The sequence below is a fragment of the Haemophilus sp. oral taxon 851 str. F0397 genome (assembly GCF_000242295.1).
Classification (GTDB): Bacteria; Pseudomonadota; Gammaproteobacteria; order Enterobacterales; family Pasteurellaceae; genus Haemophilus.
In genome coordinates, this window is record NZ_JH591084.1 from 17,298 (window position 1) to 29,835 (window position 12,538).

A 12,538-nucleotide genomic window follows, 5' to 3' on the forward strand; every position below is an offset into this window, starting at 1 on the left:
GTAATTATCTTTTGTTTGTAAAATTTTTAAATTATGACAAGACAATCTTTGCCTCGTGGCTTTAGTTTATTTTCTTGGGGATTAGCTGTTTTTTGTGCTCCTGTATTGTTATGTCCGATGGCTCTGTTGCTTTCCACTACATTTGAGAAAAATTCAAACTTGGAAACTTGGCAAGTTAATTTATTCTCAATATTTTTTTGGATTTATCCTATTATTCTTGCGGTGGTAGCTCGAATTTTATATCGCCTACATCAGAGAAAGCCTAAATTGGCTTTTAAATTATTGGTATTAAGTGCGGTTATTTTTTATGTAGTTTTAATCACGATTTGTAAAATCGGTTTATAAAAAAATCCTACGATAAAACGTAGGATTTTTTATGCTATTTTATTTTTTCTTTGTTGGTCGTTGCCAATCTTGAATATGGCGTTGAGGAACTCGTGTAATCACTAATTCATTTTCTCCAACATCACGTGTAATTGTTGTACCAGCACCAATAGTTGCGCCATTTGCGACTTTTACTGGCGCGACTAATTGTGTATCCGATCCAACAAACACATCATCACCGATGATCGTTTTAAATTTATTTGCACCATCGTAGTTACAGGTGATGACGCCCGCACCAATATTACAATTTGAGCCGATTTCTGAATCGCCAACATAGGTTAGGTGATTTACTTTAGAACCTTTACCAACGGTAGATTTTTTAATTTCTACAAAGTTACCGACATGTGTTTCAGCTGCGAGTTCTGCACCTGGGCGTAAACGAGAAAATGGACCGATTGCGGCTTTTTCTCCCACTACAGAATCCTCTAGCACTGAATAGGGTTTTATTTCTACATCATTTCCAATAACAACATTTTTCAATACGCAACCTGCGCCAATTTTTACGCGATCGCCGAGTTTAACACTACCTTCGATAATAACATTAACGTCGATTTCCACATCTTTTCCATGCTCTAATGTTCCACGTAGGTCAAAGCGAGCGGAATCGTAGATCATTACGCCTTCAAGTAATAGTTTGGAGGCTTGTTTATTTTGGAAATAACGTTCAAGTGCGGCTAATTGTAAGCGATTATTTGCACCTTCAACTTCCATCACATCTGTTGCTTGTACCGCAACAACTTGGCAATTATCTTGGTTTGCGAGAGCAATCAGATCCGTTAAGTAATATTCGCCTTGAGCATTATTATTGCCTACACGAGCTAGCCATTTTTTGAAACTTGCACCATCGGATACCATAACGCCAGTATTTACTTCTTTAATATTTAGTTGATCAGCATTTGCATCTTTTTGTTCTACAATTGCTACAACATTGCCATTTTCACGGATAATTCTCCCATAGCCTGTTGGGTTATCTAAATTTACGGTAAGCAATGCAATGCCATTTTCTGGTTTTGCTTTAATTAACTTTTCTAATGTTTCTTTAGTTATTAATGGAGCATCGCCGTAAAGTACAACAATATTTTCGTTATCCTTAAAGAAAGGTGCCGCTTGTTGAACTGCATGTGCAGTACCAAGTTGTTCTGTTTGTAATACCCAATTTACTTGTTCATTTGCAAGATGGCTACGCATTAAGTCTCCACCGTGGCCATAGATTAAATGAATATTTTCTGCGCCTAATTGATGAGCAGTATCAATTACATGTTTTACCATTGGTTTACCAGCTATTGTATGTAGTACTTTTGGTAAATCGGAATACATGCGCGTTCCTTTTCCGGCTGCTAAAATTACCGCACTTAATGCTTTTGTAGTCATAGATTTTCTCTTTATTTATCAGTAATAATGGGAAATATTTTATCGTAGAAAGGAGAAGATGATAAGTTTTTAAATGAAGGAAGTTACGGCTTTTTAGATAGGAAAAAACCGATGGTTTCCCATCGGTTTTCTGAATTTTAAAGTGGTTAAAATAGAAATTATTTAATTTCTACTTGTGCACCAGCTTCTTCTAATTCTTTCTTAAGTGCTTCAGCTTCTTCTTTAGAAACACCTTCTTTTAATGCTGCTGGAGCAGATTCAACTAAATCTTTAGCTTCTTTTAAGCCTAAACCAGTTGCACCACGTACTGCTTTGATTACTGCTACTTTGTTAGCACCAGCTGCTGCAAGAATTACGTCGAATTCAGTTTTTTCTTCTGCTGCCGCTGCGCCGCCTGCTGCTGGAGCTGCTGCTACTGCTGCCGCTGCTGAAACACCGAATTTTTCTTCCATCGCTGCGATTAATTCAACGATTTCAGTTACAGTTTTTGAAGCAATCGCTTCAATGATTTGTTCGTTAGTTAATGACATAACAATCAATTCCTAAAATAAATAAAGTTAGATGAAGTAAGAAACGCTTAATGATTAAGCTGCTTCTTGTAATTTGTCGCGTAATGCCGCGAAGGTGCGAGCAAGTTTGCCTGCTGCAGCTTCTTTCATTGTGCCCATTAAACGTGCAATCGCTTCTTCGTAAGTTGGTAATGTTGCCAAGAATTCAACATCTTGGATTTTACCTTCAAAGGCTGCACCTTTAATTTCAAACTTATCGTTTGCTTTAGCAAACTCTTTGAACAAACGAGCAGCTGCGCCCGGGTGTTCGTTAGAGAACGCGATAAGTGTTGGACCTACAAACGTATCTTTTAAGCATTCGTAATCTGTGCCTTCAACTGCGCGACGTAATAAAGTATTACGAACTACACGCATTGTAACGCCAGCTTCACGTGCTGATTTACGTAATTCAGTCATTTTCTCAACAGTTACACCGCGAGAATCCGCGATTACTGCTGAAAGTGCACCTTTGGCTGCTTCATTTACTTCAGCAACAATTGCTTGTTTGTCTTGAAGATTTAATGCCATTGGCTTTTAGCTCCTGAATACACTCCGATTGCTCGGAATTAATTTACCTAATCCTAAGACTAGGATGACTTCGGCGCCCAGAAGCAAGAAAAATTCTTATTCTGTTCACCATCTACGTAGGATAATTAAGATTACTCCCCTACGGTCTTGGATGGGGCTTGAATAGGTCAAGCACCAACCAGAAATTTGTTAGATTGACTAACACAGGCGCAGGATTATAGAGAAAAGCTATGTTCTTGTAAAGAATATTGTTGGAAAAAGAGCCAAATTCCTATGATAGTTTCTCTACTAATTCCACTGCAGCCCCAATATAAGTAGCGGGTGTTAATTTTTGTAAACGTAATTTTTCTTCTTGTGGAATATCCAACTTATCAATAAATTCACGCATAGCCTGTTCTGTCACTCGTTTACCTCGCGTCAATTCTTTTAATTTTTCGTAAGGTTTTTCTATTCCATAGCGGCGCATTACGGTTTGAATTGGTTCAGCCAAAACTTCCCAGTTTTGATTGAGTTCTTCTAATAAGTGCGGTTGATTTACTTCAAGTTTACTAATGCCTTTGCGTGTTGAAGCATAAGCGATCAAACAATAACCTAATCCTACGCCTAAGTTACGCAATACGGTTGAATCCGTTAAGTCACGCTGCCAGCGAGAAATTGGTAATTTTTGACCTAAATGGGTCATTACTGCATTCGCTAAGCCTAGATTGCCCTCTGAGTTTTCAAAATCAATTGGATTGACTTTATGTGGCATGGTTGAAGAACCGATTTCGCCAGCAATAGTTCGTTGTTTAAAGTGATTTAATGCAATGTATCCCCATAAATCACGATCAAAATCAATGATAATGGTATTAAAGCGTACTACAGCATCAAAAAATTCAGCGATGTAATCGTGCGGTTCAATTTGCGTGGTATAAGGATTCCATTGAATACCTAATGAAGTAACAAATTCTTCACTGAATTTATGCCAATTAATATTAGGATATGCTGATAAATGCGCATTGTAGTTACCTACCGCACCATTGATTTTACCTAAGATTTCCGCGTTTTGGAGTTGTTTAAATTGACGTTTTAGACGGTAAACGACATTCGCCATTTCTTTGCCCACGGTGCTTGGTGACGCTGGTTGGCCATGTGTGCGAGAAAGTAATGGAATCGTTTTATATTCTTCTGCAAGACGAGTGATTTCATCAATCAGTTTTTGCCATTCTGGTAAAATCACTTCATCACGAGCGGTGCTTAACATTAATGCGTGAGAGAGGTTGTTAATGTCTTCTGAGGTGCAAGCGAAGTGAATAAATTCGGAAACATTTGCTAGTTCTACTTCATTTTGAATTTTCTCTTTCAGAAAATACTCAACGGCTTTCACATCGTGATTGGTTGTACGCTCAATTTCTTTAATACGCGCAGCATCTGTCTCATTAAAATTAGTCACAATTCCATCTAAAAAAGCATTTGCTTGCGTAGAAAATGGCGGTACTTCGGTAATTTCTGCCGTTGAAGCTAATTTTTGTAACCAACGAACTTCCACAGCTACACGGAATTTCATTAACCCGAATTCGCTAAAAATAGCGCGTAATGGAGTTACTTTATCTTGATAACGACCATCAAGAGGGGAAAGTGCGGTCAGTGTAGAGAGTTGCATAAATGTTTGCTCCAGAATTGTATTAATAAATAGAAGAATAAATCTGTTTTGCGGTGGCAAGTAATTTTCTGCGGAAAAATAAAATTTGCCATTTTGTTCCGCCCATTTGTTTCCACAGCACGGCAGAGCGAATGCCAGCAAGTAAAACTGCACGAATTTTATTTTGCACGAGTTCTTGTCGCAAATAATCAGGTGAGCCTAGGATGTGAATTTTTTTGCCTAATGGGCTAATAACGTCGCTGTAAATATTCGCCATTATAGATAGCATTGTTTCACTATCGCGAGCATAATGAATTTCTTGTTCTTTTAGGCGAGAAATTCGATTTCCCAATGTTTGTTTGGCATCGGGATTTTTCGATAATTTTCCTTCTAACGCCAAAAGGCTTAACCAATAGCGAGTTAAATTTTGATCGCCTTGTGCATTGAGCTGGTGAATTAAGGTGTCTAGACCTAATTTTAAATGACGAACTTCGCCACCAAAAACATCTTCGATTCGTTGTGGTTGGGTAATGAAAAGGCTATTAAGTGCGGTTAAAAATGTATCTGAATCAGCTCGACTTTCTGTTGCAAGTTGATGAACCAATTTTGCTGATTGGCACACTCCAGCAAGGGCAAGAACAATATCGTGGTAGTTTTTCATTAGAAAATATTAGGAAAACGTTTCCGTTAAATATAGCATTTTTAACCTAGCTTTTGAACTCGAACATTAAAAAAGCCTAGAGTTTCTGGTATGATGTGCGAACAGTTTTAAGGTATTAAGGATTGATTATGGCAAAACCAATTGTTTTTAGTGGCGTGCAGCCTTCTGGTGAATTAACTATCGGAAATTATTTGGGCGCGTTGCGCAACTGGGTGAAAATGCAAGAGGATTATGAATGTATTTTCTGCGTAGTTGATTTACATGCGATCACTGTGCGTCAAGATCCTGTTGCCCTTCGCAAAGCAACGCTTGATGTGCTTGCACTTTATTTGGCGTGCGGAATTGATCCAAATAAAAGTACTATTTTTGTTCAATCTCACGTTCCAGAACACACGCAATTAAGCTGGGTGTTAAACTGCTACACCTATTTCGGTGAAATGAGCCGAATGACGCAATTCAAAGATAAATCAGCGCGTTATGCAGAAAATATTAACGTAGGTTTGTTTGATTATCCTGTGTTAATGGCGGCGGATATTTTACTTTATCAAGCAAAAAGTGTGCCTGTCGGCGATGACCAAAAACAACACTTAGAAATTACGCGTGATATTGCAAACCGCTTTAATGCGCTTTATGGCAATATTTTCACCATTCCTGAAATTTTCATTGGAAAAGCAGGTGCACGTATTATGTCATTGCAAGATCCTGAAAAGAAAATGTCAAAATCAGATGATAACCGCAACAATGTAGTGACACTTTTGGAAGATCCAAAATCTGTGGCGAAGAAAATTAAACGTGCCGTAACAGATTCAGATGAGCCGCCTGTTGTTCGTTATGACGTGCAAAATAAAGCGGGGGTATCCAATCTTTTAGATATTCTTTCTGCGGTTACGGATAAGCCAATTGCTGATCTTGAAAAAGAATTTGAAGGTAAAATGTACGGACATTTAAAAACAGCAGTAGCGGATGAAGTATCAACTTTACTTGCTGGTTTACAAGAACGTTTCCATCAATATCGTAATGATGAAGCTTTATTAGATAATATCTTACGACAAGGTGCGGAAAAAGCTCGTGCAAAAGCGCAAGAAACCTTGGCGAAAGTGTATGAAGCAGTAGGTTTTGTTGCTGCAAAATAATCTGAATAAAAGGGATAATATTATGGCAATTCAAACTGAAAAACCGATTGAATGTGTAGGTTGTAACACATTTGATATGAAATCACTTTTCGATAATCGTGATTGTAGTCAGGTTATTGAATATGTTTATGACAGTGAGGAACAAGCGCAAGAAGCGCTCGCATTTTTTACTCAGAAAGCGCGTGATGTAGAAAGTGAACCTTGTGAAATTCAATCTGAAATTACAAAAGTGGATGATGGTTATTTATTAAAGGCAGATTTTACTTTCTGTTGCCAAGCTGAATTGGTGATTTTTCAAATGCGTATTGCGTAAGAAAAATAGCTAAAAAATAAGCCGCACTTTTGCGGCTTATTTTGTTTTTAGGATTAGCTTTCTACAAAGCTTAAGGCGGTTTCAACCACTTCAATTCCTGCGCCTTGTTTAAACGCATTTTCGCTTAAATAGCGTCGCCATTGACGAGCGCCTTTGCAATTTTGGAATGCGCCTAACATATGACGGACGATATGATTAAGGTGTATGCCTTGGCTAAGTTCTTGCTCAATATAAGGAAGCATTGACAGTACTGCTTTATGTGCGGTAACAATTGGTGCGTTAGGATCAAATAAGGCTTGGTCAATTTGCCCAAGTAAACTTGGATTTTGATAGGCTTCTCGCCCAACCATCACACCGTCCACATATTGCAAATGTTGCTTCATTTCTTCAATGGTTTTTATGCCGCCATTAATTGCGATAGTTAGATGTGGAAAATCACGTTTTAGTTGATACACCCGAGCATAATCTAATGGCGGAATTTCTCGATTTTCTTTCGGGCTTAATCCTGAAAGCCAAGCTTTTCGTGCGTGGATAATAAACTCTTGGCAACCTTTTCCTTGAACCTTTTCAATAAAATCACATAAAAATTCATAGCTGTCTAATTCATCAATGCCAATACGCGTTTTCACCGTGACTGGAATTTTGACCGCACTTTGCATTTGTTCTACACAGTCTGCTACCAAATCTGCTTTCGCCATTAAGCAAGCGCCAAACATCCCATTTTGTACGCGATCAGAAGGGCATCCTACATTAAGATTAATTTCGTGATAGCCTCGTTCCTCAGCAAGTTTTGCACAATATTTGAGTTGTTCAGGATCGCTTCCTCCCAGCTGTAATGCAACGGGATTTTCTTGTAGATCAAAATCCAAGTGATCGTATTTGGCATGGATAATCGCAGGCGCTGTGACCATTTCAGTGTAAAGTAGCGCATGCTTTGAAAATTGGCGATGAAAATAACGACAATGGCGCGTTGTCCAATCTAACATTGGCGCAACAGAAAAACGGCCGCGGTAAAAGTGCGGTAGATTTTGAGGCATTTTTATTTCTCTTATTCGGTTTTGCTGCGTAATTCTTCAGCTTGGCGAGATTGCATTTGCTGGCGAAAACGGCCTGCAGCAAAGTGATAAAATGGTTTTGGGCTAAATTGGCGCGAGATTATGGATGCAATAATGCTGGAAATCAAGAGCCAAATGAGAACGGGTTGTGCGCCTGTCATTTCCATTACAACAACACTGGCTGTAACTGGTGATTGTGTACCGCCAGCTAAAAACGCCGCCATACATAAAATCACTAAAAAACGTTGATCGATCATGCCGCCACTGAGATCCCAAAGCATTGCGCCAATGCCTGCTCCCGTTGTTAGTGATGGGGTAAAGATACCACCAGCAATACCATTCCAATAAGTGGTTACCGTTGCCAAAAGTTTAAGGATGCCAATTTCAGGCTCTATAGCTTGCCCTTCTAAAGCGTGCGCAACAACCTTATAGCCAGTACCATAAGTTTGTCCGTGAGTGTAACTGCCGAGTGCAGCAAGCACTAAACCCAATAATGAAGCAATATAAATAGGATGTTGGCGAACCCAGCCACGCCATTTTTCAGGTGATAATCCTGCGAGACCTTTTGCTAATAGTCGTCCGAATATGCCACCTAGAATGCCACAAACCACTCCACAAATTGTAAGCCAAAGATAGAGATAAGAAACAGATGTTGCCCCTTGATAACTTGGAAAATAAGGGCTGTTTCCTTGAATCGCGACAAGAATAAAACCAGCAGCTAATACCCCGATCAATACTCGTCGTTCCCAACGTAACATTACACCACGCCCGAGTTCTTCAATCGCAAATATCACTCCTGCCAAAGGTGCATTAAAGGCTGCTGCAAGCCCACCTGCTGCACCTGTGGCAAGTAATTCATTGGTGCTTAATCCTCTAAACGCTAAATTATGTTTTCTACAATAATTTCCCCATGCAAGCATGACAGCTGCGCCAACTTGTACTGATGGACCTTCACGCCCAACTGATGCACCGATAAGCATAGCCAAAAAGGTAAGAGGAATTTTCCAAATAGTTTGGCTGAATTCAACTAATTTGGTTTTATAGCTACTATGAGGAAGATTAATTGATGCAATGACTTGCGGAATACCGCTTCCTCCTACATAGGGAGTATATTTTTTCGTAAACCAAGTCAGGCAAGCCATGCCAAGGGGTAACACAAACCAAACCGCAATAGGATATTGAGATGACCAATGAGCGTTTAATTCTAGGCCAAGATCAGATAATTTCGCAAAGCCAAATGAAAAGAGTGAGACAAATGTTGCACCTATAATTAGGCAGATAAATTCTAAACTTTTGTGGGAAATTCTGTGTGTTTGGCGTAGCTTTTTATGGAAGAAATAGCGTAAGTGAAATTTGAGCGAGCGTAACATAATGATTGTAATTTAATACTAATTAAGTAGAAATTATAAAACTGTCATTTCGCTGGGGCAATTGGTTTGGTATTTTGAATAAAAAAGTGCGGTGAATTTTGAAAACGTTTTTTGTACGCAACCAAAGATCCTTTCGCGGATCTTTGGCGCTGTTTAATTATTGACAACAAACCTCAGAACGATTAAAATTCGCCGTCTATTTCTGTATGGAAGTAGATTTTTTGAACAACATTCTATTATTGAATAACATTTAAACTGGAGCTTTTTTAATGGCAACTATCAACCAGCTAGTACGCAAACCGCGTGTGAAAAAGGTTGTAAAAAGCAACGTTCCTGCATTAGAGGCTTGCCCGCAGAAACGTGGTGTATGTACTCGTGTATATACTACAACTCCTAAAAAACCAAACTCAGCGTTACGTAAAGTATGTCGTATCCGCTTAACTAACGGTTTTGAAGTAACTTCTTATATCGGTGGTGAAGGTCACAACCTTCAAGAGCACAGTGTTGTATTAATCCGTGGTGGTCGTGTTAAAGACTTACCAGGTGTGCGTTACCACACAGTACGCGGTGCATTAGACTGCGCAGGCGTTAAAGATCGTAAACAAGGTCGTTCTAAATACGGCGTTAAACGCCCTAAAGCTTAATGGTTCTCCGTTAAGTAAGGCCAAACGTCTAAATTAGCAAAACAATTTAAACCATAAACTCCAGTCAAAAAGCGCTTTGCGCTGCAAATTTTCTCAATGAGAAATATTGCTGATGGGTTTTGGATATCCTGAAGATTAAAATACGGAGAAATTCGCAATGCCACGTCGTCGTAGTGTTGAAGCACGCAAGATTCTTCCAGATCCGAAGTTCGGTTCAGAATTACTTGCAAAATTTATTAATGTAATCATGGTAGACGGTAAAAAATCCGTTGCTGAATCAATCGTTTATGGTGCTTTAGAAACTTTAGCACAACGCACAGGTAAAGAGCCTTTAGAAGCGTTTGAAGTTGCACTTGAAAACGTACGTCCAACTGTTGAGGTTAAATCTCGTCGTGTTGGTGGTTCTACTTACCAAGTACCAGTTGAAGTGCGCCCTGTACGTCGTAACGCATTAGGTATGCGTTGGATCGTTGAAGCAGCACGTAAACGTGGTGATAAATCAATGGCTTTACGCCTTGCAAACGAATTATCTGATGCTTCAGATAATAAAGGTGCAGCAGTGAAAAAACGTGAAGATGTTCACCGCATGGCTGAAGCTAACAAAGCATTTGCTCACTACCGTTGGTAATAAGTTTTGAATTTAAAGGGCTTCATCATTGATGAAGCCTTACCCTTATATAAACTGATATTAAATAAACAAGGTTATAATAATGGCTCGTACAACCCCTATTGAAAGATATCGTAATATCGGTATCAGTGCGCATATTGATGCGGGTAAAACCACTACTACTGAGCGTATCTTATTCTATACTGGTGTTAGCCACAAAATCGGTGAAGTGCACGATGGTGCAGCAACGATGGACTGGATGGAACAAGAACAAGAGCGTGGTATTACCATTACCTCTGCGGCAACAACTGCATTCTGGTCTGGTATGTCACAACAGTTCCAACAACACCGCATCAACGTTATCGATACTCCAGGACACGTAGACTTTACTGTTGAAGTAGAACGTTCTATGCGTGTTCTTGATGGTGCGGTAATGGTTTACTGTGCGGTTGGTGGTGTTCAACCACAATCTGAAACTGTATGGCGTCAAGCTAATAAATATCAAGTGCCACGTATTGCGTTCGTAAACAAGATGGACCGTACTGGTGCAAATTTCTTACGCGTAGTTGAGCAATTGAAAACTCGTTTAGGCGCTAACGCAGTTCCTCTTCAACTTCCAATTGGTGCAGAAGATAACTTCACTGGTGTTGTTGACTTGATCAAAATGAAAGCGATCAACTGGAACGAAGCTGACCAAGGTATGACCTTCACCTATGAAGATGTACCTGCAAATATGCAAGCAGACTGCGAAGAATGGCGTCAAAACCTTGTTGAAGCAGCGGCTGAAGCATCTGAAGAATTAATGGAAAAATACCTTGGCGGTGAAGATCTTTCTGAAGAAGAAATCAAACTTGCATTACGTCAACGTGTATTAGCAAACGAAATCATCTTAGTAACTTGTGGTTCTGCGTTCAAAAACAAAGGTGTTCAAGCTATGCTGGATGCCGTTGTTGAATACTTACCGGCACCAACTGATATTCCGGCGATCAAAGGTATCAACCTTGATGAAACTGAAGGTGAGCGTCACGCAAGCGATGAAGAACCATTCTCTTCATTAGCATTCAAAATTGCAACTGACCCATTCGTAGGTAACTTAACCTTCTTCCGTGTATATTCTGGTGTTATTAATTCTGGTGACACAGTATTAAACTCTGTACGTCAAAAACGCGAACGTTTTGGTCGTATCGTACAGATGCACGCTAACAAACGTGAAGAAATTAAAGAAGTTCGCGCAGGTGACATCGCAGCTGCTATCGGCTTAAAAGATGTAACTACTGGTGATACATTATGTGCAATTGAAGCACCTATCATCCTTGAGCGTATGGAATTCCCAGAGCCAGTAATCTCTGTTGCGGTAGAACCAAAAACTAAAGCTGACCAAGAAAAAATGGGCTTAGCATTAGGTCGTCTTGCTCAAGAAGACCCTTCATTCCGTGTTCACACTGATGAAGAATCTGGCGAAACCATTATTTCTGGTATGGGTGAGTTACACTTAGATATCATCGTTGACCGTATGAAACGTGAGTTTAAAGTGGAAGCTAACATCGGTAAACCACAAGTATCTTATCGTGAAACTATCCGCACTCGTGTTAATGATGTGGAAGGTAAACACGCAAAACAATCTGGTGGTCGTGGTCAATATGGTCACGTTGTTATTGACTTATATCCATTAGATCCAGAAGGCCCAGGTTACGAATTTGTAAATGAAATCAAAGGTGGTGTAATTCCTGGTGAATACATTCCTGCGGTTGATAAAGGTATCCAAGAACAGCTTAAATCTGGTCCATTAGCGGGTTACCCAGTAGTTGATCTTGGTGTACGTTTACACTTCGGTTCATACCATGATGTGGACTCATCTGAGTTAGCGTTTAAACTTGCTGCATCTTTAGCATTCAAAGCAGCATTCGCAAAAGCAAACCCAGTATTACTTGAGCCAATTATGAAAGTTGAAGTTGAAACTCCACCTGAATATGTTGGTGATGTAATTGGTGACTTAAGCCGTCGTCGTGCTATGGTGAACGGTCAAGAAGCGAATGAGTTCGTTGTTAAGATCGATGCTGAAGTTCCACTTTCAGAAATGTTCGGCTATGCAACAGACTTACGTTCACAAACTCAAGGTCGTGCATCATACTCAATGGAACCGTTAAAATATGCTGAAGCTCCAACAAGTGTTGCAGCTGCAGTAATTGAAGCGCGTAAAAAATAATTTTTGTAAACCAGCGGTGTAAAACATGATTGTTTTATACCGCACTTCTTAGGAAACATTAGCAATGTCTAAAGAAAAATTTGAACGTACAAAACCG

General features: G+C 39.5%; 13 protein-coding genes. 6 read left to right on the forward strand and 7 right to left on the reverse strand.

Going from position 1 to position 12,538, the window contains the following annotated elements; all coding sequences use genetic code 11:
* Positions 1–33: 33 nt before the first annotated feature.
* Positions 34–345, forward strand: coding sequence for a DUF5389 family protein (locus tag HMPREF9096_RS00065; RefSeq protein WP_009501109.1), 312 nt, complete (start codon positions 34–36; stop codon positions 343–345).
* A 39-nt stretch (positions 346–384) separates the two neighbouring features.
* On the opposite strand, the gene glmU is transcribed toward HMPREF9096_RS00065, so the two are convergent.
* The 5 genes from glmU to hflD all read right to left on the reverse strand — a co-directional run bounded on the left by glmU (position 385) and on the right by hflD (position 5,113).
* The gene (gene glmU / locus HMPREF9096_RS00060) at positions 385–1,755 is read right to left on the reverse strand and encodes a bifunctional UDP-N-acetylglucosamine diphosphorylase/glucosamine-1-phosphate N-acetyltransferase GlmU (RefSeq protein ID WP_009501110.1); all 1,371 of its coding nucleotides are present in this window, start codon (positions 1,753–1,755) and stop codon (positions 385–387) included.
* A gap of 158 nt (positions 1,756–1,913) precedes the next feature.
* Positions 1,914–2,285: a 50S ribosomal protein L7/L12 gene (gene rplL / locus HMPREF9096_RS00055; protein ID WP_009501111.1), complete on the reverse strand. Its 372-nt coding sequence runs from the start codon at positions 2,283–2,285 to the stop codon at positions 1,914–1,916.
* A 54-nt stretch (positions 2,286–2,339) separates the two neighbouring features.
* Entirely contained in the window at positions 2,340–2,831 is a 492-nt protein-coding gene (gene rplJ / locus HMPREF9096_RS00050; protein ID WP_005626605.1) for a 50S ribosomal protein L10, read from the reverse strand.
* Positions 2,832–3,102: 271 nt separating this feature from the next.
* Positions 3,103–4,473, reverse strand: coding sequence for an adenylosuccinate lyase (gene purB, locus HMPREF9096_RS00045; RefSeq protein WP_032803648.1), 1,371 nt, complete (start codon positions 4,471–4,473; stop codon positions 3,103–3,105).
* 22 nt (positions 4,474–4,495) lie between these two features.
* Entirely contained in the window at positions 4,496–5,113 is a 618-nt protein-coding gene (hflD, locus tag HMPREF9096_RS00040; protein WP_009501113.1) for a high frequency lysogenization protein HflD, read from the reverse strand.
* A 128-nt stretch (positions 5,114–5,241) separates the two neighbouring features.
* On the opposite strand from hflD, the gene trpS reads away from it, so the two are divergent.
* Together trpS and HMPREF9096_RS00030 are read left to right on the forward strand one after the other, a co-directional pair.
* Positions 5,242–6,246: a tryptophan--tRNA ligase gene (gene trpS, locus HMPREF9096_RS00035; protein ID WP_005636075.1), complete on the forward strand. Its 1,005-nt coding sequence runs from the start codon at positions 5,242–5,244 to the stop codon at positions 6,244–6,246.
* 22 nt (positions 6,247–6,268) lie between these two features.
* The gene (locus HMPREF9096_RS00030; RefSeq protein ID WP_005665629.1) at positions 6,269–6,559 is read left to right on the forward strand and encodes a YfcZ/YiiS family protein; all 291 of its coding nucleotides are present in this window, start codon (positions 6,269–6,271) and stop codon (positions 6,557–6,559) included.
* A gap of 53 nt (positions 6,560–6,612) precedes the next feature.
* On the opposite strand, the gene dusA is transcribed toward HMPREF9096_RS00030, so the two are convergent.
* A complete protein-coding gene (gene dusA / locus HMPREF9096_RS00025) occupies positions 6,613–7,596 on the reverse strand; it encodes a tRNA dihydrouridine(20/20a) synthase DusA (protein ID WP_032803651.1) in 984 nt (327 codons plus the stop codon).
* Positions 7,597–7,607: 11 nt separating this feature from the next.
* Complete coding sequence (locus HMPREF9096_RS00020) at positions 7,608–8,984, reverse strand: chloride channel protein (RefSeq protein WP_009501116.1); 1,377 nt, start codon at positions 8,982–8,984, stop codon at positions 7,608–7,610.
* Positions 8,985–9,253: 269 nt separating this feature from the next.
* Between HMPREF9096_RS00020 and rpsL the strand changes: the two genes are divergently transcribed.
* The 3 genes from rpsL to fusA all read left to right on the forward strand — a co-directional run bounded on the left by rpsL (position 9,254) and on the right by fusA (position 12,441).
* Positions 9,254–9,628 carry a 30S ribosomal protein S12 gene (rpsL, locus tag HMPREF9096_RS00015; RefSeq protein ID WP_005543325.1) on the forward strand — a complete coding sequence of 125 codons (375 nt, stop codon included), beginning with the start codon at positions 9,254–9,256 and terminating at the stop codon, positions 9,626–9,628.
* 157 nt (positions 9,629–9,785) lie between these two features.
* Positions 9,786–10,256 carry a 30S ribosomal protein S7 gene (gene rpsG, locus HMPREF9096_RS00010; protein WP_005626581.1) on the forward strand — a complete coding sequence of 157 codons (471 nt, stop codon included), beginning with the start codon at positions 9,786–9,788 and terminating at the stop codon, positions 10,254–10,256.
* 82 nt (positions 10,257–10,338) lie between these two features.
* Positions 10,339–12,441, forward strand: a complete 2,103-nt coding sequence (fusA, locus tag HMPREF9096_RS00005; protein WP_009501123.1) for an elongation factor G — start codon at positions 10,339–10,341, stop codon at positions 12,439–12,441.
* Positions 12,442–12,538: the final 97 nt, after the last annotated feature.